General features: G+C 68.2%; 21 protein-coding genes. 19 read left to right on the forward strand and 2 right to left on the reverse strand.

Going from position 1 to position 24,407, the window contains the following annotated elements; translation table 11 throughout:
• The first annotated feature begins 193 nt into the window (after positions 1–193).
• The gene (locus PL79_RS02805; protein ID WP_044847499.1) at positions 194–874 is read left to right on the forward strand and encodes a hypothetical protein; all 681 of its coding nucleotides are present in this window, start codon (positions 194–196) and stop codon (positions 872–874) included.
• Between the two features lie 63 nt (positions 875–937).
• Here the strand turns inward: PL79_RS02805 and PL79_RS02810 are convergent, their stop codons facing one another.
• Together PL79_RS02810 and PL79_RS02815 are read right to left on the reverse strand one after the other, a co-directional pair.
• On the reverse strand, positions 938–2,065 hold the full coding sequence (locus tag PL79_RS02810; protein ID WP_044847498.1) for an ATP-binding protein: 1,128 nt from the start codon (positions 2,063–2,065) through the stop codon (positions 938–940).
• On the reverse strand, positions 2,062–2,790 hold the full coding sequence (locus PL79_RS02815; protein WP_044847497.1) for a response regulator: 729 nt from the start codon (positions 2,788–2,790) through the stop codon (positions 2,062–2,064). The genes PL79_RS02810 and PL79_RS02815 overlap by 4 nt, the downstream gene beginning before the upstream one ends.
• Before the next feature lie 390 nt (positions 2,791–3,180).
• Here PL79_RS02815 and PL79_RS02820 point away from each other — a divergent pair, with 390 nt between their 5' ends.
• The 18 genes from PL79_RS02820 to PL79_RS02905 all read left to right on the forward strand — a co-directional run bounded on the left by PL79_RS02820 (position 3,181) and on the right by PL79_RS02905 (position 24,235).
• Positions 3,181–4,665 (forward strand): flavin monoamine oxidase family protein, encoded by a 1,485-nt coding sequence (locus PL79_RS02820; protein WP_044847496.1) that lies wholly within the window; start codon positions 3,181–3,183, stop codon positions 4,663–4,665.
• A 10-nt stretch (positions 4,666–4,675) separates the two neighbouring features.
• On the forward strand, positions 4,676–5,335 hold the full coding sequence (locus PL79_RS02825) for a c-type cytochrome (RefSeq protein ID WP_044847495.1): 660 nt from the start codon (positions 4,676–4,678) through the stop codon (positions 5,333–5,335).
• Positions 5,336–5,376: 41 nt separating this feature from the next.
• Positions 5,377–6,051 carry a hypothetical protein gene (locus PL79_RS02830; protein WP_044847494.1) on the forward strand — a complete coding sequence of 225 codons (675 nt, stop codon included), beginning with the start codon at positions 5,377–5,379 and terminating at the stop codon, positions 6,049–6,051.
• A 73-nt stretch (positions 6,052–6,124) separates the two neighbouring features.
• Positions 6,125–6,748 (forward strand): TetR/AcrR family transcriptional regulator, encoded by a 624-nt coding sequence (locus tag PL79_RS02835; RefSeq protein WP_044847493.1) that lies wholly within the window; start codon positions 6,125–6,127, stop codon positions 6,746–6,748.
• 246 nt (positions 6,749–6,994) lie between these two features.
• Positions 6,995–7,828 carry a phytanoyl-CoA dioxygenase family protein gene (locus PL79_RS02840; protein ID WP_044847492.1) on the forward strand — a complete coding sequence of 278 codons (834 nt, stop codon included), beginning with the start codon at positions 6,995–6,997 and terminating at the stop codon, positions 7,826–7,828.
• A 17-nt stretch (positions 7,829–7,845) separates the two neighbouring features.
• Positions 7,846–8,259 (forward strand): RidA family protein, encoded by a 414-nt coding sequence (locus PL79_RS02845; protein ID WP_044847491.1) that lies wholly within the window; start codon positions 7,846–7,848, stop codon positions 8,257–8,259.
• Between the two features lie 214 nt (positions 8,260–8,473).
• Positions 8,474–9,841, forward strand: coding sequence for a DUF1329 domain-containing protein (locus PL79_RS02850; protein WP_135800953.1), 1,368 nt, complete (start codon positions 8,474–8,476; stop codon positions 9,839–9,841).
• A gap of 80 nt (positions 9,842–9,921) precedes the next feature.
• Positions 9,922–11,766, forward strand: a complete 1,845-nt coding sequence (locus PL79_RS02855) for a DUF1302 domain-containing protein (protein WP_044848799.1) — start codon at positions 9,922–9,924, stop codon at positions 11,764–11,766.
• A gap of 55 nt (positions 11,767–11,821) precedes the next feature.
• Positions 11,822–14,182, forward strand: a complete 2,361-nt coding sequence (locus PL79_RS02860; protein WP_044848800.1) for an efflux RND transporter permease subunit — start codon at positions 11,822–11,824, stop codon at positions 14,180–14,182.
• A gap of 31 nt (positions 14,183–14,213) precedes the next feature.
• Positions 14,214–14,498, forward strand: coding sequence for a hypothetical protein (locus tag PL79_RS02865; protein WP_044848801.1), 285 nt, complete (start codon positions 14,214–14,216; stop codon positions 14,496–14,498).
• 30 nt (positions 14,499–14,528) lie between these two features.
• Positions 14,529–15,500 (forward strand): WD40/YVTN/BNR-like repeat-containing protein, encoded by a 972-nt coding sequence (locus PL79_RS02870; protein ID WP_044848802.1) that lies wholly within the window; start codon positions 14,529–14,531, stop codon positions 15,498–15,500.
• A 45-nt stretch (positions 15,501–15,545) separates the two neighbouring features.
• On the forward strand, positions 15,546–17,024 hold the full coding sequence (locus PL79_RS02875) for a flavin monoamine oxidase family protein (protein WP_044848803.1): 1,479 nt from the start codon (positions 15,546–15,548) through the stop codon (positions 17,022–17,024).
• Positions 17,025–17,714: a c-type cytochrome gene (locus PL79_RS02880; RefSeq protein WP_044848804.1), complete on the forward strand. Its 690-nt coding sequence runs from the start codon at positions 17,025–17,027 to the stop codon at positions 17,712–17,714. It begins immediately after the preceding gene.
• A 171-nt stretch (positions 17,715–17,885) separates the two neighbouring features.
• Positions 17,886–19,016 carry a saccharopine dehydrogenase family protein gene (locus PL79_RS02885; protein WP_044848805.1) on the forward strand — a complete coding sequence of 377 codons (1,131 nt, stop codon included), beginning with the start codon at positions 17,886–17,888 and terminating at the stop codon, positions 19,014–19,016.
• A 39-nt stretch (positions 19,017–19,055) separates the two neighbouring features.
• Positions 19,056–20,609, forward strand: a complete 1,554-nt coding sequence (locus tag PL79_RS02890; protein WP_044848806.1) for an AMP-binding protein — start codon at positions 19,056–19,058, stop codon at positions 20,607–20,609.
• Between the two features lie 25 nt (positions 20,610–20,634).
• Positions 20,635–21,876 (forward strand): thiolase family protein, encoded by a 1,242-nt coding sequence (locus tag PL79_RS02895; RefSeq protein ID WP_044848807.1) that lies wholly within the window; start codon positions 20,635–20,637, stop codon positions 21,874–21,876.
• An 11-nt stretch (positions 21,877–21,887) separates the two neighbouring features.
• Positions 21,888–23,393, forward strand: coding sequence for an NAD(P)/FAD-dependent oxidoreductase (locus tag PL79_RS02900; RefSeq protein WP_044848808.1), 1,506 nt, complete (start codon positions 21,888–21,890; stop codon positions 23,391–23,393).
• Positions 23,394–23,560: 167 nt separating this feature from the next.
• Positions 23,561–24,235 carry a TetR/AcrR family transcriptional regulator gene (locus PL79_RS02905; protein ID WP_235879188.1) on the forward strand — a complete coding sequence of 225 codons (675 nt, stop codon included), beginning with the start codon at positions 23,561–23,563 and terminating at the stop codon, positions 24,233–24,235.
• Positions 24,236–24,407 lie beyond the last annotated feature (172 nt).

Here is a 24,407-nt window from a genome sequence, read left to right on the forward strand (position 1 = left end):
ACCTGCGGTGTTCGGTTTCGCCGCATTCGGGTGCCGGCTCGGGGCGCCGTGCGGGTTTTCCACGAACGGTTGCGGCATGATGCGGGATGGCCGCGCACGGACACGACGCACGGCATGGGTCGAACGCGTTTCGACGCCGGTGCCGTCATGATGCAGTGACGCGGCGCAATCGCACAGTCGGGAATGGACGGACATGGAACAACGACTTTCACGCCACCGGGACAACCGCTTCTGGCAACTCCAGCCGGTGAAATGGTGGATCCAGGGGCACGGCCGCGACGGCTATTCGTTCCGGCTGCTGCTGATTCCGCTGCTTGCCGTGTTCGTGCTCGAGTTCGTGTGCGTGATGCTCGACGCGCTGTTCAGCGCGCTCATCGTGAGCGGTGCGATGACGCTGTTCCTCGGGATCGCCGGGTATTACGGCGCGAAGCGCGAATGGCTGGTGCCGTCCGCGCCGGCGCGCGCGCTCGTGAAGGCGCGTACCAAGCAGGCGGCCGAGCGCTTCTCGTCGCTCGGCGCGGGCGCGACGGTGCTCGCGATCTTCGTCAGCGCGACCTCGCTGTCGCGCGTGCTGTCGGGCCAGCCGGTGCTGGACAGCGCGTCGAAGGACACGGTGTCGATCTTCATCGCGCTCGTGTTCCTGCCGGTGTACGTGTCCGGCGCGGTGCGCAAGCTCGCGATCACGCGGGTCGAGGAGCTGGAAGCGCTGCGTCAGGTGAGCGCCGGCACGCGGCTGAAGTTCGACCGGGCCGGCGCGGTGCGTGCGGTCGTCGTGAAGGGGCCGGCGGGGCAATCGACGGTGTCGGTCGCGGAGTACACGCTGCTGGAATTCGAGCCGCCGCTCGAACGCGTGGGGCGTGACCCGAACGCGTGACGAACAAGGCTGCGCGTGCAGCCATTCGATGCAATGGCCCGGCGGGCGGGGCTCCGGGCCGGATCAGTCGCTTGCGCCCGGAAGCGGGTTCGACGGCGCGGCCGACTGCGCCGGAAAGCGCCGTTCATCGGGTGTCGGCTCGAGATGGTCGGGCCAATACACCTCGAACCGCGTGCCGCCGCCGGCCGCCGGCGTGCAGACGGCCCCGCCGCGATGCGCATGGGCGATCGCCGCGACGACCGCGAGCCCGAGGCCGCTGCCGCCGGGCTGCGCATCGTCGACGCGCCGGAACGCCTTGAACACGTGCGGCGCGAAGTCGGCCGGAATGCCGGGGCCGTCGTCCTCGACCCGCAGCCGGCACATCCCGCCCTCGATGCGCGTCTCGATCCGGATCGCACCGGGCACCGCATGGCGGCGCGCATTTTCCAGCAGCGCGAGCAGCGCCTGACGGATCCGCACCGGGTCGCAGCGCATCGGCCGCGCGTCGAGATCGAGCACCGGATGCTGGCCGGCGGCCTGCAGCGCGTGCGCGAACACGTCGACGACCGCGCGGATGTCCGCCGCGAGATCGGCTTCGCGGATCTCGATGCTCAGGTGGCCGCTGTCGGCGAGACTGACCACGCGCAGATCCTCGATCAGCCGCGTGAGCCCTTCCACTTGCGTGAGCAGGCTGCGGAACTGCGCTTCGCTCGGCGTGAACACGCCTTCGGCGAGCCCCTGCAGGCGGCCGCGCAGCACCGTGACCGGCGTGCGCAGTTCGTGCGCGATCGCGGCGTTCCAGAAGGTCTGTTCGTCGGTCACGCGCTGCAGCTCGCTCGCGAGCGCATTGAAATTGTCGGCGAGCAGCGCCGCTTCGTGCAGCGAACGATCGCCGGCGACGGCACGCGCGCCGAGATCGCCGCGCGCGACGCGGCGGATGCTGTCGGTCACCGAGTTCAGCGGCACGAGGATGCGGCGCGCCAAGTGGATCGCGACGACAACCGACAGCACGAGCCCGACCGCCGTGGTGGCGATCAGCCACACCCATTCCGGGCCGGTCGGGATCCAGTTCGTCTGCTCGAACGACGCGGGCTGGTACAGGTACAGCAGGTAGTAGAACCCGTAGGCCGTCAGCACGACCAGCAGCGTCACCGCGAACGCCATCGCGCCCATCGTCAGCGCGATCTGCCGGCTCAATCCGTCGAGCTTCACTCGCCGCTCCACAGCTTGTAGCCGACGCCGCGCACGCTGACGGGCACGCCGTTGATGCCGAGATCGTCGAGCTTCTTGCGCAGCTTGCTGACGTGGCTGTCCACCGTGCGTTCGAGCGTGTCGCCTTCCGGCAGACAGGTGGCCATCAGCTCGGCACGGCTGAACACGCGCCGCGGCGTGCGGGCGAGCTGCGCGAGCAGCTTGAATTCGGTGAGCGTCAGCACGAGCGTGTGCCGCGTGCCGTCGACCTCGACCGTCGCTTCGTGATGCTCGAGATCGATCTCGAACGGGGCCGCGCGCAGCACGCGCTGTTCTTCCTGGCGCGAGCCGGCCATCGAGCGGCGCAGCACGGCCTGCGCGCGCGCGACGACTTCGGCGGGGTTGAACGGCTTGACCACGTAGTCGTCCGCGCCGATGCGCAGGCCGGTCAGTTTGTCGATGTCCTGGTCGAGCGCGGTCAGCATGATGACCGGCGTATCGCCGCGATGGCGAATCTCGGCGAGGACTTTCCAGCCGTCGACGTGCGGCATCTGCACGTCGAGCAGCACGAGGTCGGGCTTCAGCGACAGGTGCAGTTCGAGCGCGCGGCGGCCGTCGGCCGCGTGCACGGTGCGCAGGCCGCTGCGCGCGAAATACGCGGTGAGGATCTCGGCGATCTCGGGTTCGTCCTCGGCGATCAGGACGAGCGCCTGGCCGGCGCCGGGAGAGGAGGAAATATCGGACATGGCCGCTTGTTCAGGTGCATCGGGGTTCCATCGAATCGCAATACTACCGTACCGCCCATGCCGTCGACCGGAGACGGGAAGCGGCCGGCCCGGGCCGGCCATGCCGGCTGTCCGGCGCCTTTCAGGACGGCTGCCATCGCTCGCGCGACAGGGGAATACCCTGTCTTTTTTTCTCGATCCAGTTTTATGTATCATGACCTATCTTTTGCAACATTTACTAATTAAGCGAGCCGACGAATCCTTATCGTGACGGGGACCTTCGGCACGCGGCGAGGCAGGCGTACGCACCGGCCTCGACGCATTCGGTCGTCGGATTTCGCGCGGACGAAAGTCGCGTGCCGCCGGGCACGCGGTCGTTCGCGCCCTTTTGCAGGCAGGAACCCAACCATCATGTCCAGCAAGTCATCCTCCCGCGGGTCGGCCGACCCGCAGCGCAGGCAGTGGCTGAAGATCGCCGGCGCGTCCGTCGCGGCCGGCGGCCTGGCGCTCGGCGCGGCGCGCGCCGGTGCCGATACCGCACCGGTCGCCGGCACCGACGGCGACGTGCTCGACGTCGCGATCGTCGGCGCCGGGCTCGCCGGGCTGACCGCCGCGCGCGACCTGCGCTACGCGGGCTGCGAATCCTTCGTCGTGCTCGAGGCGCGCGATCGGGTCGGCGGCCGCACGCTCAACTACGACATCGGCGGCGGCCATGTGTCGGAAGTCGGCGGCCAGTGGATCGGCCCGGGTCAGACGGCCGTCGCGGATCTCGCCCGCGAACTGGAAGTCGGCACGTTTCCGAGCTACTACGCGGGCAAGACGGTCATCCTCGGCGGCGACGGCCGCGCCGAGATCGACCTGGACGGCACGTTCGGCACCGACGAGGCCATCGCCGCGAAGCTGAGCCGGCTGTCGCGCGACGTGCCGTCGGGCGCGCCGTGGATGTCGCCGAAGGCGGCCGAACTCGACCGGCTGTCGGTCGGCGACTGGCTCGCGCAGCAGGGCATCAAGCCCGAGGACCGGATGGGCTGGAACGCGTCGATCTCGCTGTCGGGCGGCACCGCGCCGGCGAAGATGGGGCTGCTGCATTTCCTGTCGATGATCAACTCCGCCGCTTGCGATTACGCGCAGCTCGACTCGATCCGGCACAGCGCGCAGGAAACCCGCTTCGTCGGCGGCTCGCAGATTCTCAGCATCCGGATGGCGCAACAGCTCGGCGACAAGGTGCGGCTCTCGTCGCCGGTGCGCCGGATCGTCGGCTGGGATCGCGCCGTCGTCACGCTGCAGACGGATCGCGGCACGGTGCGCGCGCGCAAGGTCGTGATGGCGCTGCACCCGGCGCTGTGCCAGCAGGTGCAGTTCGATCCGCCGCTGCCCGACAAGCGCGGCGCGCTGCAGCGCGCATGGCCCGCGCATTCGCCGGCGCGCAAGACGGCGATGGTCTATCGCCGCCCGTTCTGGCGCGACAAGGGCCTGAACGGCCACATCTTCCAGACCGACGGGCCGATCTTCTGGGCCTACGACAACTCGCCGCCGGGCGGCGAGATCGGCGTGATCAACGCGTTCGTGCGCAATGCGCTGATGCCGTCGGACCCGCAGGCCGCGAAGCAGATGCACATGGACCTCTATGCGCAGGCGTGGGGCGACGACGCGCGTGCGCCGGTGTCGTACCACGATCGCGACTGGGGGCTCGCCGACCCGTGGACGATCACCTGCGTATCGGCGATTCCGCCCGGCTTCTGGACCGCGCACGGCGACGCGCTGCGCGCGCCGTGCGGCAACCTGATCTGGTCGGGCACCGAGACCGCGAACATCTGGGCCGGCTACATGGACGGCGCGGTGCGCTCGGGCCACCAGGCCGCGCTTCAGGCGCTCAATGCACTGCGTCGCGCGTAGGAGACCGAAGATGAAGAAACGCATGCTGCTGCTCGCCGCGCTCGTGATCGCCGGCGTGCTCCTGGCCGTCTACGGCCCCGCGGTGCTCGGCTTCTATCGCCTGCAGCGCCATATCGATACGACGACGCAGGCCGACGACGCCGACGGCGGCCCGTGGCCACGCACGACCGACGTCTGCATGGGCTGTCACGGCGTGAAGGGCACGTCGCTGAGCGACGCGTATCCGAGCCTCGCCGGCCAGCCCGCACCCTACGTGGTCGCCCAGCTTCACGCATTCGCGAGCGGACGACGCGCGAACCCGACGATGGCACCGCTCGCGATGACGATGAGCGACGCCGAGATCGCGCGACTGGCCGACTACTACGCGAAGCAGGCGCCGCAGGACAACCGCTATTTCAAGCCGGACGCGCGGCTGCGCGCGAAGGGCGAGCAACTGGTGACGGGCGGCGCGTGCGTCGCTTGCCACGGCGCGCGGCTGACCGGCCAGGCGCAGTTTCCGCGGCTCGCGGGGCAGGGCGCCGACTACCTGCGCGCGCAACTCGACGCATTCGCGAACGGTGTCCGTATCGAGGCCACCGGCACGATGCAGCGCGTCGCGCAGGCGATGTCGGCGGACGATCGGGCGGCGGTCGCGACCTATCTCGCGAGCCTCGGTCCCGGCACACGGTGAATCAACGTCAACGGCAGCAATCGACCTCGGGAGTTCGAACCATGGATCACAGATCACTTGTCCTTTGTCTTGCCAGCGCGACGCTTGCGGCGACGACCGGCGTGTACGGCTTCAAGTTCGTCCGCAAGCGCAACTTCCTGCTCGGCTTCGAGTGGTGGATCGTGACGATCTCGGCATCCAATGCCGTGATCTTCTTCGCGACCGAATCGCCGGTGTCGTACTTCGTTTCGCACTTCCTCGACGCGTTCTCGCGCGGGTTCGGGATGCCGGTGATCGCGGTCGCGGGCCTGATGGCCGTCACGCACGGCTACCGGCCATCGGTGCGGCAGGACGTGACGCTGTTCGTGCTCGCGACGCTCGGGACGATTGCGCTCGTGGCCGGCGCGTTGCAGCACGCGCTGCCGTACTTCTACGTGACGATGTGGACGCTGATGTCGATCTATCTCGCGGGTTTCGTGTTGCGGCTCGCGCGTGCGGGCCACGCGTTCCATGCGCTGACGACGACGATCGCGCTCGTCGCTTCGCTGGCGATCGCGTGCATCTACGACTTCTACAAGATCCCGGGCGAGGAAACCAACGTCGTGTTCAATTTCTACGTGCTGGCATTGCTCACCTGGTCGTACCTGACCGCCGCGCTTTATTACGCGTATTGCGCACTTGAGCGCGACGCCGGACGCGGCACGGCGAGCGCAAACGTATTGTCGTATCCGAAATGAGTAGTTATGCAAAGGAAGCGCTGACGGCTCGCGATGTGCGGCGGGCCGGCCGCGACGCTCATGGAGCGTACGGATGGCCCCGGCTCGCCTGACCCGCGCGCAGCGGCGCGATGCGACGCGCGAACGCCTGCTCGGCGCCGCGCGTGTGATTTTCGCGGAGAAGGGCCATGCGGCCGCGAGCGTCGAGGACATCGCGGCGGCGGCCGGGCATACGCGCGGTGCGTTCTATGCACACTTTGGCAGCAAGACGGAGATGCTGTTCGAGTTGCTGCGGCGCGATCACGACGACACCGCGACCGCGCTGCAACGGCTCGCCGGATTGCCGGCGGGTTCGGCCGAGGACGCGCAACGCGCGATGCTCGCGTATTGGCGGCCGGGGGCCGCGCGGCATGCGTCGCGGCTGATGTGGCTGGAGGCGCAGTTGCAGGCGGCGCGCGATCCGGCATTCCGCGCGCAGTTCGGCGCGTTACTGCGCGAGCGGCAGGCGCTCGCGACCGCGTGCATCGACGCGTTCGCGGCGCGCGTCGACGTGTCGCTGCCGCTGCCATCGCAGGTGCTGGCGCTCGGCCTGACCGCGCTGGGCGACGGCATGCAGTCATGCTGTGCGGCCGACGGGCGGCGCAACGCCGACACGCTGGCCGATGCGGCGCTGGTCGGTTTCCTCACGCACGCGGTGTTCGGCCGCGGGTGCGAATGACGTAACGGCGAAGCGCCGGGCGCGCTTCGTCGCCGGGTTGTATGACGGCTGAAAGCGGTTTGTCATGGCGGAGCGGCCAGCCGTCGTGACGGACCCGCGAACATGCAGACGAAACAGGGAATACCCCGTCTTTTTCTTTTCTTTATTTTTGTCATGATGACCTAACATTGTCACCATGTTCTACTGAAGGCGTCGGCAGTGAGCGATCGCTGGCCGGCAGTGGTTGGACGAATCAGGAGATCTACGATGGATGCACTCATGCGCAAGGCCTTTTTCGAGGACGGCGCGGTTCTCGTCGAAGGCGCACTCGACGCGGCGCAGCTCGCGCAATGCCGCGCGGTGTTCGACTGGGGGATGGAGAACCCGGGGCCGATGGCAGCGGCGTTGCTCGACGGCACCGAATACCGGTCGCACAACGACAACGCGAACCCGTATGCGAAGGCGCGGCTCGACGAACTGGTCGCCACGCTGCCGTTCGGGAAACTGTTCGCCGACCTGTGGGGCTCGAAGCACGTGTGGTACTTCGCCGAGGAGCTGTTCATGAAGGCCGGCGGCAAGAGCGCACGCTCGCCGTGGCACCAGGACACGTCGTACCTGCCGTGGCAAGGCATGCACTTCGGCAATGCGTGGATCAGCTTCGAGCACGTGCCGAAGCGCAACGCGCTGGAGATCGTGCGCGGCTCGCATCACGGCGTGCGCCATGACGGCACCACGTTCCAGAACGCCGAGGACCCGACCGACCCGCTGCATGGCGGCGACGTGTGGCCGCGCCTGCCGAACATCGAGGCGGAGCGGCGCGTGGCGCCCGATGCGTACGACATCGTGTCGTGGGAAACCAAGCCGGGCGACGTGCTGCTGCTGCATCCGGGCGTGCTGCACGGCGGCGGCGCGGTCGATGCCGCGTTCCCCGATCGCCACACGCTCGTGCTGCGCTTCTTCGGCGACGACGCCGTGTTCAGCCCGCTGCCCGATGAAAGCCGCTCGGGCTTCACGCCGGCCGGCGTGCTGTTCGTCGAGGAACTCGCCGGGCTGAAGGCCGGCGACCCGTTCCGCGCACCGTGTTTCCGTCAACTCGTCTGAGCAAGGAGTTTTTCATCATGTCAGCCAACCCGAAGCGGCAATCGATCGTTCCGCCTCCGTTCCAGCCGTGGTACGACGCGTACCACTTCTCGCCGGCCACGCGCGTCGGCGACACGATCTGGGTGTCGGGCCAGGTCGGTCTCGACGCGCAGATGCAGCCGGCGGACGGCGTGGCGGCGCAGGCGCGGATCGCATTCGAGAGCCTGAAGATGATTCTCGAAGCGGCCGGCGCGAGCCTCGCCGACGTCGTCGAACTGACGACCTTCCACACCGATCTTCAGCAGGACACGCAGGGCTTCGCGGCAGTCAAGGACGTGTATTTCCCGACCCGCTATCCGTCCTGGACGGCAGTCGGCGTGTCGCAGCTGGCGCTGCCGGGGATGTGCGTCGAAGTGCGTGCGGTCGCGGTGGCCGGGTCGGGCAAGGACTGAACCCGGCGGCAGCACGTCATTCCTTCTCGACGAGCGTGCATCATGAATCGCAGTCCTGAGGAATGACGAAATCGTATCGGAACAGGCAGGCGGCCGGCCGTCATCGCGGCCGGCCGCCATCAGGGAGCGACGCGATCGTCGGGTGACGAGCGCGGGCGGAGTGAATGCGCGGGGCCCGTGTCGGGCAAACGAACGCGCGGTGGGAAGGAGAACCATGATGATCAAGCATCGATTCTGGGCCGTGTCCGCACTCGCGGCCGCTGCGTGTCTCGCGATCGGCACGGCCGTCGCGGCGGACGACCTGACGCCGGCGGGCGCCGATCGATCGGCGAGCAAGGACGGCACGGTGCCGGCCTACGCCGGCAAGCAGTCGCCCGACGCGGGCTGGGAGTGGGGCAAGGTACGCGCCGATTTCTGGAAGCACCGCAACGAGAAGCCGCTGTATTCGATCGACGCGGCGAACGTCGACAAGTACGCGGACAAGCTGTCGCCCGGGCAGGTCGCGCTGATCAAGCAGAAGAAAGGCTACCGGATGGACGTCTATCCGTCCCATCGCGAATGCCAGCTGCCGGACGCCGTCGAGCAGAATTCGAAGGCGAACCTCGCGGCCGCGAAGCTCGGGCCGGCCGGCGAGACGCTCGGATCGGCGGTGCTGCCGGGCGTGCCGTTCCCGCAACCGAAGAGCGGGATCGAGGCGATCCTCAACTACGAGATGCGCTATCGCGGCGAAGGCGTCGATTGGGCGCAGATGGCGACGACCGTGTCGCCGCGTCCGGGCAGCAGCGAATGGATCGACGCCGTCGGCCCGCAGACGTACTACTTTCCGTCGGGCAAGCTCGGCAAGCTATCGCCGCAGGACGTCGACCAGTTGAGCGCCGCCGTGTACTTCCAGATGAATTCGCCGGCCGCGCTGGCCGGCCAGGCATTCGTGCAGCGCCAGTACTTCGACAAGGCATCTGAGACGTACTACTACTTCCCCGGCCAGCGCCGCGTGCGCCGCATGCCGGCCTATACGCACGATGCGCCGCTGATCGGCTTCGAGAACCAGTACCTGATCGACGAAGGCAACATGATCAACGGCGCGCTCGACCGCTTCAACTGGAAGCTGGTCGGCAAGAAGGAAATGATCGTCCCGTACAACGCGTTCGGCCTGTACAAGTTCAAGAGCAAGCTGCACGACGTCGCGACGCCGGACGGCATCGCGGCCGCGAGCCGGCGCTACGAGACGCACCGCGTGTGGGTGGTCGAGGCGACGCTCAAGCCGAGCGCGCGGCACGTCGCATCGAAGAAGACCTTCTATCTCGACGAGGACAGCTGGCTCGCGCTGGTCGGCGAGGACTACGACGCGCAGGGCAAGCTGTGGAAGGTGCGGGAGAGCTATCCGATCCCGGTCTGGGAGCTGGGCGGCACCTGCGACAACGAACCGCTCGCGCAGTACGACATGAACAACGGCCGCTACGTGCTCGATGCGACGTCGATCGGGCAGGGCAAGGACGTCCGCTGGCTCGAGCACGCCGACGATCCGCGCTTCAAGCAGGATTCCTACACGGCCGAATCGCTGCGCTCGGTCAGCGAACGGTGATCGCCGTCGACTGACGGACCACAAGGGACCGGCGCGCGCAACGACCGCGCGCCGGCGTCGGACAGGGGCGGAGAAGGATCATGGAACCGGCACGATTGGTAAGGAATACTACAGTATTGATTGCGCTCGCGGGTGCCGCGGCGTCGAATGCATACGCTTACGACTTCACGACGGGTATCAATGGCCTGCAGGGCTCGTGGGTCACGAACCTGACGGCGGGCGCGGGGATCCGGACCAAGAGCCCGAGCTGCTCGCTCACCGGCGACCCGAACGCATACGGCTGCGGCGCGGCTGCGAACACCAATCAATGGGGCTACGCGGACAGCGGCGACCTGAACTACCGCAAGGGCCAGCCGTTCAGCACCTATCTCAGCGCGACCAGCGAACTGCTGCTGAAGATGCCGAGCGAAGGGCTGAAGTTCATGGTGCGCGGCACCGGCATGTACGACTTCCTCGCCGGGAACACGGCGAGAACGCCGCTGTCGAGCACCGCGTCCGCGCAGGTGGTCTACAACGCGCAACTGCTCGACCTGTGGGCGCAGAAGGATTTCACGATCGGCGGGCGCAACGCGCACGTGCGGCTCGGCAACCAGGTGATCAACTGGGGCGAGAGCATGTTCGCGCAGAGCGGCATCAACGCGACCAACTCGCTCGACGTGCAGAAACTGCTGATCCCCGGCTCGCAGCTCAAGCAGGCGCTGCTGCCCGCGCCGATGGTGAGTTTCGCCGCCGACCTGTCGCACGGGTTCAGCACCGAGGGCTATTACCAGTTCCAGTGGAACGGCAACCGCTACCCGCCGGTCGGCTCGTACTGGTCGGTGACGAACGGCTTCGGCCGCGGCGCCGAGCCGTTCACGCTGAACACCAACAACCTGAACGTGGCCGGCCCGAGCGCGGGCACGATCGCGAACGCGATCGGCGGCGGGGCGGCCGCCGGCAACCAGGGCACGCTGGATACGATCAGGAACGGGCTCGTGAACGGCGACTTCGCGGGGCCGCCGTTCAACAGCATCGGCCTGCCGTCGGTCACGAACCTGCCGGCGAAATACCGGCCGCAGTTCGGCGTGAAGTTCAACTACTCGCCGCGCTCGTTCGACGCGAACTTCGCGTTCTACTACCTGAACTACACGGACAAGTCACCGGTGCTCGCGTCGCTCGCGAACGGCACCGAGCAATGGTCGTATCTCGGCCGGCGCCAGCTGTTCGGCGTCAGCGCGAACTTCGGGCTCGGGCCCTGGGCGATCGGCACCGAACTGTCGTACCGGCCGCGCGACGCGGTCGCGCTGTCGAGCTGCTACGGCGCGGGCGGCCCGCTCGACCTGAACACGAACGGCGTGGCCGGCATCAATTGCTCGCAGTGGGTCGACAAGAAGAAATTCCAGTACGACATCAACGGGCTGCTCGCGCTCACGCGCAGCGAGTATCCGTTCCTGAAATGGCTCGGTGCCGATTCGGCCGCGCTCACCTGGGAACTCACGTGGATCTACTACCCGGGGCTCAAATCGAGCGGCGTCACGCGCACGATCGACGGGCAGACCGTCACGCAGGTGCCGCAGGCCGGCTACCTGCCGTGGCTGAACAACGGCTCGGCGCTCGGCTATCCGATCGGGATGGGCCAGGGCACCGCGAGCTCGGTCGGCGCGACGATCGACTTCAACTGGACCTATGACGGCACGCTGATTCCGGGCTGGCAGGTCACGCCGGGCGTCACGTTCTCGGACGGCCTGTACGGCTATACGCCGACCTTCACGGCGAACTACATGCAGGGCGCGAAGTCGGTGAACGTCTACGTGCTGTTCAACCAGAACCCGCCGAACTGGCAGGCCGGCATCAACTTCACCGCGTTCTTCGGCGGCCACAACACGGTCGGCCAGCCGTACGCGGACCGCAATTTCGTCGGGTTGTTCGTCACGCGGAATTTCTGACGCCGATGTGCTTAAGGGCGGCGTGCGCCGCCGCCAATCATGAAGGGGTAATGTCGTGCTCAATCGTCTGGTCAGCCGCCTCGAACGGCTCTTCTTCGGTCATCGCGCGATCGTGCTCGCGGCGATCGCGTTGTTCACCGTCGCGATGGCCGTGTTCGCCGTGCAGTTGCGCATGGATGCCGGCTTCGAAAAGCAGATGCCGATCGGGCACGAGTACATCCGCACGTTCCAGCAATACCGCAACGACCTGCTCGGGGCGAACCGGATCACGGTGGTCGTGCGCGCGAAGCACGGATCGATCTGGTCGAAGGAAGGGCTCAGGCGGCTGTACGACGTCACGCAGGCCGTCACGTATCTGCCGAACGTCGACCGCATCGGCGTGCGCTCGCTGTGGACGCCGAACGCGTTCGTCAACGAAGTGACCGACGAGGGCTTTCGCGCGGAACCGATCATTCCCGGCACGATCACGCCTGACCAGCTGACGCCGGACGTCGTCGCCCGCGTGCGCCGCGCGACGACGCTCGGCGGCTACGTCGGCACGCTGGTGTCGCACGGCGAGGACAGCGCGATGATCACCGCCGAGCTGAACGAGCGCGACAGCGCCGGCAAGGTGCTCGACTACGTCGCGTTCAACCATCTGCTCGAACAGAAGGTGCGCAAGCCGTTCGAGGACGCCGGCTACGAAATCCAGGTCATCGGCTTCGCGAAGCAGATCGGCGACATCGCCGACGGCGCGACGGCCGTGCTCGGCTTCTGCGCGGTCGCACTGCTGCTGACCACGCTCGCGGTGTACTGGTATTGCCATTCGGTGCGCTTCACGGTGCTGCTGGTCGCATGCTCGCTGACGTCGCTCGTCTGGCAGTTCGGCACGCTGAAGCTGCTCGGCTTCGGCCTCGATCCGCTCGCGGTGCTGGTGCCGTTCCTCGTGTTCGCGATCGGCGTGTCGCACGGCGTGCAGCAGGTGAACTTCATCGTCCGCGAGATCGCGCACGGGCAGAGTTCGTTCGACGCGGCGCGCCACAGCTTCAACGGGCTGCTGATCCCCGGCGTGTTGGCGCTGATTACCGCGTTCGTGTCGTTCGTCACGCTGTTGCTGATTCCGATCCCGATGGTGCGCGAGCTGGCGATCACCGCGTCGCTCGGCGTGGCGTACAAGATCGTCACCAACCTGATCCTGCTGCCGGTCGCCGCGTCCTGCTTCAACTTCACGAAGACCTATGCGGACGATTCGCTCAGGCGCGCGCAGCAACGCGCCAGGCCGCTGCGCGTGCTCGCGCGGGTGGCCGAGCCGAAGTACGCGGGCCTCACCGTCGCGCTGACGGTCGGGATCTTCGCGCTCGCCGCGTGGCAAAGCCGCGATCGCGTGATCGGCACGCTGCAGCCGGGCGCGCCGGAACTGCGTGTCGACGCGCGCTTCAACCGCGACGCGACGTCGATCGCCGGCAACTACGACATGGGCCTCGACTGGCTGACGGTCGCGCTCGAATCCACCGGCAAGGCCTGCGACAACCCGGCGGCCGGCCTGTACGAGGACGACTTCTCGGCCGCGATGCGCACCGAACCGGGCGTGGTGTCGGTGCAGTCGTACTCGGCGATGCTGCGTACCTACAACCAGGGCTACAACGAGGATTTCCCGAAGATGAACGTCGTGCCGATCGATGCCGAGAACTACGGCGCGGTGTCGGTCGACGTGTCGCGCGTGAAGGGCTTCATGAGCCGCGACTGCGGGATGACGGCCGTGCACCTGTTCCTGACCGATCACAAGGCGACGACGATCAACCGGATCCTCGACGACGTGAAGCAGTACCGCGCGGCCAATCCGTTCCCGGGCATCACGGTCCGGCTCGCGGCCGGCAATGCGGGCGTGCTCGCCGCGACCAACGACGAAGTCGCGAAGAGCGAGCTGCCGATGATGCTCTACGTGTACGCGGCGATCCTGATCCTCGTATTCCTCGCGTACCGCGACTGGCGCGCGATGCTCGCATGCTGCGTGCCGCTGTCGGTCGCGACCTTCATCGGCTACTGGTTCATGAAGGAACTGCAGATCGGGCTGACCGTCGCAACGCTGCCGGTGATGGTGCTGGCGGTCGGGATCGGCGTCGACTACGCGTTCTACATCTACAACCGGCTGCAGGTGCATCTGGCGGGCGGGCAGGACATCGTGAAGGCCGTGCAGCACGCGATGCTCGAAGTGGGCGTCGCGACGATCTTCACGGCGATCACGCTGGCGATCGGCGTCGCGACGTGGAGCTTCTCCGCGCTCAAGTTCCAGGCCGACATGGGCAAGCTGCTCGCGTTCATGTTCATCGTGAATCTCGTGATGGCGATGACCGCGTTGCCGGCGCTCGCGTCGCTGCTCGAACGCTGGTTCCCGCGCCGCAAGCCGGCGCGCGCGCCGGGCTTGTTCAGTCACTGAAGCTCACGAACATCCTGACGGAGATTCGATCATGGTCAAGACGCTGGCGGCGTGCGCCGCACTTTGCATCGCGGCGGTTGCCTTCCCGCGATTTCACGAAGCGGCCGCGGACCGGAACGCGTCGGCTCATGCGTTCGCTGTCGACGCGAGACGCATCGGCGTGCGCAACACTGCGGCCGACGAAGCGCGCGTCGCGCCGTCGTCGACCGACGGCAACGCCGGGCGACAGGCAGCGGCCGCGCGGGGTGCCGACCAGCCACCGGCCGTTGCGCTCGGCGTAGCGAATGCCGGCTGGTCGAATCTGTTCAACCACTGATGCCCGCGTACACCACTTCAGAGACTCACGATGATCAAGACGCTTATTGCCTGCACCGCACTCTGCGCCGCCGTGACGGCCTTTGCGCAGTCGCAGGACGGAGGCACGGTCGCGGCCTGGGCCGCGAAGCCCGCCCATTCGTGGGCCGCGCCGACGCACATGATGCTGACGGATGCGACACGCGCCGGCTCGCGCATCGTCGCGGTCGGCGAGCACGGGATCGTGCTGCTGTCGGACGACGACGGCAAGACCTGGCGCCAGGCGCGCCGGGTGCCGGTAGCGGCGACGCTGTCGGCCGTGTCGTTCGCGGATGCGAAGCACGGCTGGGCCGTCGGCCAGTGGGGCGCGATTCTCGCGACCGACGACGGCGGCGACACATGGGTCACGCAACGGCTCGATACGTCGGTCGACCAACCGCTGTTCTCCGTGCTCTTCACGAGCGTGCAGGACGGCATCGCCGTAGGCCTGTGGTCGCTGATGCTGCAGACGCACGACGGCGGCAGGACCTGGACGCGCACGACGCTGCCGAAGCCGCCGGGCGGCGGCAAGGCCGACCGCAACCTGTACCGCGTGTTCGCCGACGCCGCGCATGCGCTCTACATCGTGTCGGAGCAGGGGATGGTGCTCAAGTCGACCGACGCCGGCGCGAACTGGACTTATCTGCCGACCGGCGGCAAAGGCACATTGTGGTCCGGCGTCGCGATGCCGGACGGCCGGCTCGTGGTTGGCGGGCTGCTCGGCAGCCTGTTCGAGAGCCGCGACGGCGGCGCGACGTGGACGGCCTTGAAGACGGGCACGCGCAGCTCGATCACCGGTCTCGTCGCGACCGGCGGCGGGCTGGTCGGCGTGGGGCTCGACGGGCTCACGCTCGCGCAGCGCGTCGCGGATGGCCCGTTCGACGTCGCGCAGCGCGCGGATCGCGCGGCGCTCACCGCCGCGCTGATCGATGCGCGCGGCAGGCCGATCCTGTTTTCGCAAGACGGCGTGCTGGCTGCGCCATGAATCGAATCCGCTGACAGAAAAGCAAGGAAGGATGGAGTACTTATCATGAATCGCAAGCACAAGCCGGACGCGCACACCCGGCGACAGATTTTGCGTCTCGCGGCGGCGGGCGCCGCGTCGCTCGCGGCCGGGGAGATGTCGTTCGCCGACGGTGCAATGCCCGCCGCGGCTGCGAACGGCGTCCTCGATGTCGTGATCATCGGCGCCGGCCTCGCGGGGCTCACCGCCGCGCGCGACCTGAAGCGCGCCGGCTGCGACGCGTTCGTCGTCGTCGAGGCGCGCGACCGCGTCGGCGGGCGGACCTACAACCACGATCTCGGGCACGGCGTCGTGTCCGAAGCCGGCGGCCAGTGGATCGGCCCCGGCCAGACGGCGATCGCCGACCTGGCGCGCGAACTCGGCGTCGACACGTTCCCGACCTTCTACGCGGGCAAGACGGTCGTGCTCGCCGGCGACACGCGCGTCGCGCAGGATCTGCACGGCGGCACGGGCGGCGACGACGCGATCGGCGCGAAGCTCGGCGCGCTCGCGCGCGGCGTGCCGTCGCGCGAGCCGTGGACCGCACAGCACGCGGCGGAACTCGACAAGCTGACCTACGGCGACTGGCTGCGCCGACAGGGCGTGACCTACGAGGACGGCTACTTCCTCGCCGTCGCGGCGAAGCTGTCGCTCGGCGGCGCGCCGGCGCAGCTCGGGCTGCTGCACTACCTGTCGATCATCAACAGTGCCGACTGCGACTACGCGAAGCTCGAGTCGACCAAGGGCGGCGCACAGGAAACGCGCTTCGTCGGCGGCTCGCAGGTGCTGAGCCTGCGGATGGCGAGCGAGCTCGGCACGAAGGTGCAGCTGTCCTGCCCGGTGCGCAGGATTTCCGGCTGGGATCGCGACGTCGTCGACGTGCAGACCGATCGCGGCGTGCTCCGCGCGCGGCGCGTGATCGTCGCGCTGAATCCGGCGCTCTGCGAGCAGATCGTGTTCGATCCGCCGCTGCCGGCCGGCCGCGCGCAACTGCAGCGCAACTGGCCCGCGAATGCGCCGATGCGCAAGACGGTCCACGTGTACGACCGACCGTTCTGGCGCGGCGACGGCTACAACGGACAGATCTTCGAGGTCGGCGGCCCGGTCTTCATGGCGTACGACAACTCGCCGCCGGACGGCTCGGTCGGCGTGCTCGCCGCGTTCGTCGCGCCGGGCGCGCTGCCGGCCGAACCGAAGGCCGCCGAACGGACGCTGTCGGCCATCTTCGCGCGTGCGTTCGGCGACAAGGCGCTGCATCCGACGCAGTTTCACGACTACGACTGGGGGCGCGTCGATCCGTGGACGCTGCAGTGCATCCATCCGCTGCCGCCCGGCTTCTGGACGAAATGGGGCAAGTACCTGCGCCCGGAGGCCGGCCGGCTGATCTGGTCGGGTACCGAGACGGCCGACCTGTGGCCCGGCGCGATGGACGGCGCGGTGCGATCCGGGCACCGCGCGGCATTGCAGGCGCTCGGCAAGCTGGCCGGCCGCGGCAGGGAGGCGTAAATGAAACGAACCTGGATGATCGGCGTCGCGCTCGCGATCGCGGGCGTGGCGGCCGCCGGCACGCTGTACGGCCCCGACCTGATCGACGGCATGCGTTACGAGAAGTCGATGACCGCGATCGGCAGCGAGGACCAGGCGAACGGCGGCGCGTGGCCGCAGCAGCAGGAGACCTGCTTCTTCTGCCACGGCACGCGCGGGCAGTCGCGCAACGCGTGGTATCCGTCGCTGTCGGGCCAGCCGGCGAGCTACATCGCCGCGCAGCTGCGCGCATTCGCGAGCGACCAGCGCCGCAACGCGTACATGGGGCCGCTGTCGCGTGAACTCGACGACGCGAAGATCGACGCGCTGGCGACCTATTTCGCGCGGCAGGCGCCCGCGCGCAACGAGATGGTGGCGGCCGACACGGCGCTCGCGCAGCGCGGGATGGCGCTCGTCACGGCCCGCAGCTGCCAGGCCTGCCACGGCGCGGCGCTGACGGGCAAGGACCACGTGCCGCGCGTCGCGGGCCAGGGCCAGCTTTACCTGGAAGCGCAGCTCGCGGCATTCCGGTCGGGCCAGCGCCACGATCCGACCGGTGTGATGAACGGCGTGGCCGCGACGCTGTCCGGCGACGACACGCGGGCCGTTGCGCACTACCTGGCCGGCCTGTCGCCGGACGGTGCGGGTGGCGCAGGCGTTGCGGCCCGATGATGCGGACGACGCGCCGCGCTCGGGAATACCCTGCCTTTTTCTTCGTCGTTTACTTTGTCATAGTGACCTAAGATTGGTAATGTGTTCTATAAAAAGCACCCGAGTGTGAAGCAGCAGTAGCGAACGTCCGACCGACCCGATTTTCAACAACTCACGTTTCAGGAGACAACCATGGCCAAGCACCCCGTCGTCGTTTACGGCGCAAGCGGTTACACCGGCATGTTGATCATGGACTGGCTGATCGACCAGAACATCCCGTTCACCGCGATCGCGCGCAACGCGGGCCGCGCGAAGGAAATGATGGCGCAACGCGTCGTGCGCCTCGAATCGGCGCAATACGAAATCATCGAGGCGGAGCACAACGTCGATTCGCTCGTGAACGCGTTTCGCGGCGCGAAGGTGGTCTGCAATACCGTCGGGCCGTTCTCGAGCTTCGGGCTCGTCGGCGTCGAGGCCGCGCTGAAGGCCGGCTGTCACCACCTCGATACGACCGGCGAGCAGTCGTACATCCGCGCGGTGCGCGACCAGTTCGGCGAGCTGTACCGCCAGGCCGGGCTGCTGGTGTCGTCGTCGAACGCGTACATGTACACGTTCGCCGAGATCGCCGCCGAACTCGCGCTCGAAACGCCGGGCATCGACGCGCTGGAGACGGCCACGCTGACCCGCGGCCCGCGCGGCGCGGCCGGCGTGAGCATCGGCTCGACCGCGACGATCTTCGACGGCGCGCGCCACGAGTCCTGCTACCTGTGGGAGAAGGCGCTGGTGCCGCACGCGGCCGATGCGTCGTTCACCGTCGCGACGCCGGAACTCATGCAGCCGGTGTTCTGCCTGCCGTGGGGCGGCACGTCGCTGCCGGTCTATTTCGAGCGCGACCCGCGCGTGCGCAGCTGCATCTCGTGCGTCGGCTTCTACGACAACAACGTGATGAAGCTCGTGCACCAGTTCGGGCAGAAATGGGAAGCCGAATACAAGCATCTGCCGCGCGAGCAGCAGGACGCGATCCTCAAGCAGGTCGTCGATTCGACCACGCCGACGATGCCGCCGCGCGAGCGCACGACGATCCAGCGCAGCGTCGACTTCGCGATTGGCCGCGGCCAGCTCGCGTCGGTGCGCGCGACCGTGCACGGCATCACGCCGTACATCTCGACCGGCGCGATCCACGCGGCGGGCGTGCTCAAGCTGCTCGACGGCGACGTCGCGCGCACGGGCTTCGCGTCGGGCTCGAAGGCGTTCGGCCACCGCTACCTGCTCGGCTTCCTCGAACAGCGCGGGCTCGCGCGCGCGACGGTCACGCAGCTGTGACGGCCGCCGCGCCGATCTTCATTCAACGGAACACGTGACATGGCCATTATCGATTTCTACGACCGCGGGTGGCGCATCAATCCCGACGGCATCGCGTATATCCAGGACGAGCGCAGCTACACGTTCCAGGAGATCGGCGAGCTGTCGTGCCGCATCGCGAACGGGCTGCTCGCCGCCGGCTTCGCGAAGGAGGCGAAGGCGGCGGTATGGGCGGACAACGACGTGACCGGCTGGAGCTGCGCGCTCGGGATGTGGCGCGCGGGGCTCGCGTATATCCCGGTCAACGGCCGCAACGCGCCGGCCGAGAACCAGTACGTGCTCGACGCGTTCGACTGCGAGGTGCTGTTCTTCCACCACGCGTTCGCGGCTGCGATCGACGCGCTGCGGCCGAGCCTGCCGAAGGTGCGGCTGTGGGTGTGCATCGACGCCGACCTGCCGTGGGCGCCGTCGCTCGCGACGTGGAGCGAAGGACGGCCGGCGACGCCGCCGGTGGTCGACTACGGGATGGACGACGTCATCACGCTGTCGGCGACCGGCGGCACGACCGGCTTGCCGAAGGGCGTGATGAACACGCACCGCTCGTTCCAGACGTACTTCGCGAACTTCATGATCGCGATGTCGTATGGCGCCGAGCGGCCGGTCAATCTCGCTGCCGCGCCGATGACGCACACGGCCGGGATGATGTCGCTGCCGTGCACCGCGCGCGGCGGCACGGTGGTCGTGCTGCCGAAGCCCGACCCCGCGCTGCTGCTCGGCGCGATCGTGAAGCACCGCGTGACCGAGTTCTTCCTGCCGCCGACCGTGATCTACCGGCTGCTCGACATTCCCGGCATCGACAAGGTCGACTTCTCGTCGCTGCGCTATTTCCTGTACGGCGCCGCGCCGATGTCGGTCGAGAAGCTCAAGCGCGCGATCGACGTGTTCGGCCCGGTGATGACGGGCGGTTACGGGCAGACCGAAGCGCCCGCGTCGATCTCGTACCTGACGCCGGCCGAGCATTTCGTCGACGGCGCGCTGGCGCCGGACGAACGGCTGGCGTCGGTCGGCCGCCCGAGTCCGCTGGTGCGCGTCGAGATCGTCGGCGAGCGCGGCGACGTGCTGAAGCAGAGCGAAACCGGCGAGATTTGCGTGCGCGGCGACCTCGTGATGAAGGGCTATTACCGCGCGCCGGACAAGACGGCCGAGACGATCGTCGACGGCTGGCTGCATACCGGCGACATCGGCCATCTCGATCGGGACGGCTACCTGCACATCACCGACCGCAAGAAGGACATGATCATCAGCGGCGGCTTCAACGTCTATCCGAGCGAAGTCGAGCAGGTGATCTGGGCGCATCCGGCCGTGCAGGACTGCGCGGTGATCGGCGTGCCCGACGACAAGTGGGGCGAGGCCGTGAAGGCCGTCGTCGAGCTCAACGCGGGCCAGCAGGTGAGCGCCGAGGAACTGATCGCGCTGTGCAAGGCGCAGCTGGGCTCGGTGAAGGCGCCGAAGAGCGTGGACTTCATCGCGGCGCTGCCGCGCAGCACGGCAGGCAAGGTGCTGAAGAAGGACCTGCGTGAACAGTACTGGCAAGGCCGGCAACGCCGGATCTGACCGGAATAGATATGGACTCCAGACGATGAGCAAAATCTACATCGCCGGCATCGCAATGACCGTGTTCGGCCGGCACCCCGACCGCAGCGTCGACGACCTCGCGCGCGAGGCGCTGCAGCGCGCGTTGCGCGATGCCGGTTGCCATGCCGACGCGATCCGCGCGGCGTTCTACTCCGGCATCACCAACGGCGCGTTGCAGGGGCAGCTATCGATCCCTGGCCAGGTCGTGTTCGGCAAGATCGGGCTCGACGGCATTCCGATGTTCAACGTCGAGAACGCGTGCGCGTCCGGCAGCACGGCCGTGCACCTCGCGGTGCGCGAGCTGCAGTCGGGCGCGTGCGATGTCGCGCTCGCGCTCGGCGCGGAGAAGATGAACGTCTCGGACAAGGCGAAATCGTTCGCGCTGTTCGAGGCCGGCTGGGACGTCGCGCGCGTCGACGAGAACTTCGCGACGCTCGCGCGGCTCGGCGAGGGGATTGAGCCGCCGCCCGGCTCGGAATCCGGGCGGCCGTACAGCCGCTTCATGAAGATCTACGCGGCGCTGTGCCGGCATCACATGCGCACGTACGGCACGACGCAGCGGCAGATCGCGGCCGTGTCCGCGAAGAACCACGCGCATTCGGTGCACAACCCGTACTCGCAGTTCCGCCAGCCGTTCACGATCGACGAGGTGCTGGCGGCGCCGCCGATCACGTACCCGATCACGCTGCCGATGTGCGCGCCGCTGTCGGACGGCGCGGCCGCGGCAATCCTCTGCACCGAGGGAGGGCTCGCGCGCATCGGTGCCGATCGCAGCCGTTGCATCCGCGTCGCCGCGAGCGTGATCCGCAGCTTCTCGCGGCGCCGGATCGACGAGCCGCACAAGCACATCGGCCGGCTCGCCGCATTGCAGGCGTACGAGCAGGCCGGCGTCGGGCCGGAGGACATGGACGTCGCCGAAGTGCACGACGCGTCGGCGATGGGCGAGATCATCCAGGCCGAGAACCTCGGCTTCGTGCCGCTCGGCGAAGGTGGCCCGGCCGCGGAGCGCGGCGAGTTCACGCTCGGCGGGCGAATCCCGATCAACACGTCGGGCGGCCTCGAATCAAAGGGTCATCCGCTCGGCGCGACCGGCATCGGGCAGCTTTACGAACTGGTCACGCAATTGCGCGGCGAGGCCGGTGCGCGCCAGGTGCAGGGCGCGCGCCACGCCATTCAGGAAAACGGCGGCGGCCTGCAGGGCATCGAGGAAGCGGCGCTGGCGATTCACATACTCAGCAGGGATTGACGGAGGCGGACATGAGCGACGCATACGGTGCGACGACGGCCGGACAGACGGACCCGACAGCGCGGCAGCCCGGCGCGCGCGCGGCGGGCCGCGTGAGCGGCGTGGGTGGCGTGGGTGCGGCGGCGGCGATGCAGGCAGCCGGCGCGGATGCGGCGAGCCCGCTCGCGCGGTGGGGCGAGGAAGTCCGCGCGGATGCCGCGTTGCAGAAATACCGGCCGGTCGGCGGCTGGATCGACGCGCCGGCCGATCTGCAGCCGCCGCTCGAGGGCGACGTGCGCGCGGACGTGATCGTGGTCGGCGCCGGTTTCGCCGGCCTGTCGACGGCGCTCGAGCTGGCCGCGCGCGGCGCGAGCGTCGTCGTGCTCGAGCGCGAGTTCGCGGGGTTCGGCGCGAGCGGGCGCAACGCCGGCTATCTCGCGGGCGGCCAGGGGCTCGAGTACGAATTGTTTGTCAAGCGCGTCGGGCACGACCAGGCGAAGCGAATCGTCGGTTTCTACGACGAAGGCGTCGCGTACGTCGAACGCAAGCTCGCCGATTACGCGATCGATTGCGACTACCGTGCGTCGGGCATCATCCGCGCGGGCGTGCATCCGTCGCAGGAGAAGCGCTTGCGCGAGAGCATGGAAACCGGCATCGCGCTCGGTTCGCCCGCGCAGTTCCTCGACGGCGCCGCGATGCGTGCGCGCGGCATTCCGCCGGCCTTCCTGTTCGGCGCGTACGTGCCGGGCGGCGGCACGCTCGATCCCGGCAAGTACGTGATGGGGCTGCGGCGCGCGGCGCTCGCGGCCGGCGTGAAGCTGTACGAGAACACCGCGCTGCTCGGCTTCGACGAAGGCGAGCACGTGCGCGTGCGCACCGCGCGCGGCAGCGCGAGCGCGCCGGTGCTGGTGCTCGCGACCAACGCGTACACGCCGCAACTCGGCCTGCTCGGCGACAAGGTGATGCCGTTGCGCGTGTCGGCGCTCGAAACCGAGCCGCTGTCCGACGCGCAACTCGACGCGCTCGGCTGGCCGAATCGCGAGGGCATCGTGACGCCGCACCTGACGATGGAAAGCCACCGCCTCACCGCGCGCAACACGCTGCTGCTGACGACCAAGCGGCTGCACTACGTGTATGGTTCGCAAACGCCGAACGTGCCGGACGACGACGCGTATCGCGCGCTCGCGAAAACGCTGCATGCGCGTTTTCCGCAACTGGGCAACGTGCCGGTGCGCGCCTGCTGGAGCGGCTACATTTCGTTCGCCGGCGACGCGTTGCCGGTGGTCGGTGCGGCCGGCACGCACCGCAACGTGTTCTACACGGCCGGCTGCTCGGGGCATGGCGTCGGCACGCAGTCGCTGATCGGGCGCGTGCTGGCCGAGCGGATTCACGACGGACGATCGCCGCTGCTCGACACGCTGACACACAAGACGCCGTCGGTGCCGCGGGAGCCGCTGCGCTGGTGCGCGATGACCGCGATGCTCGGCGTCGCGAACCTGCTCGACGAACGCGTGAACCGCAAGGTGCGCGCGACCTAGCGGCGCGCACGCTCGTCGCGGCGCGCCGGCGCGGATCCGGCCGGACCGCCCGGCAGTGGGGCGGCTCGATGGAAAATGAGGCTCGCATCGGGTATAGTCGTTTGCGCTCCGTAAGGTACGGAGCGTCCATTCGACGAAGCCGAAACGCCATCTTCACGACGAACACGATGACAGTGTCCAACGAGCAGCGCAGCCCCCGAAAACGGCGCACTTCGACTGCCACCGCAGCAGCGGGCAACCCCGACGGTTTGCGGGCGCAAGGCCTGCGCACGCGCAACACGATCATTCGCGTCGCGCGCAAGCTGCTGCTGGACGGCGGCCCGCTGGAATTCTCGCAGCGTGCGGTCGCCGCCGCCGCCGGCATCAGCGTCAGCAATCTGCAGTACTACTTCCCGACTCGGATCGCCGTGTTGCGGGCCGTCATCGAGCCGGTCATCGATACCTATCTCGACGACATGAAGCGCGCGCTCGGCAGCGACGCGTCGCCGCGTGACGTGTTCGACGAGATCATCCAGCGCTCGATCTCCGATGCGAAGGATGCGAAGTACAACGCACTGTTCCGGCATTTCCTGTCGTTCGCGGCCACCGATCCCGAATGCTTCAAGCTATACGACGAGTGGTATGCGACGCTGACGCACGATCTCGCGCAACTGCTGCGTGCCGTCAATCCGGAATTCGGCGCGGCCGACAGCCGGCATGCGGCGACGATGCTGATCGCGCTCGCCGACGGCTTCGCGATGCAGTACGGCACCGGGCGCCATACGCAGGCGCTCGACACGTATTTCATCGCGACGTCGCGCGCGATCGCGTACGGCACGCTGACGGCGCCCGCGGGAAAATAACGACGCGCAGCGCACAGTCGATGCGGTGAACGAGACAGGGGAATACCCTGTCTTTTTTTTGCTTCCTGTGTTTGTCATGATGACCTATGTTTGGTATGTGTTACTAGATGTGGGATGGCCGGGTGCGTCTGCTGCCCGGTCGACATGAATGGAGTCCAGGAGGAGAACGGAG

The sequence above is a fragment of the Burkholderia sp. USMB20 genome, from assembly GCF_000949135.2.
In the GTDB taxonomy this organism is placed as follows: Bacteria; Pseudomonadota; Gammaproteobacteria; order Burkholderiales; family Burkholderiaceae; genus Burkholderia.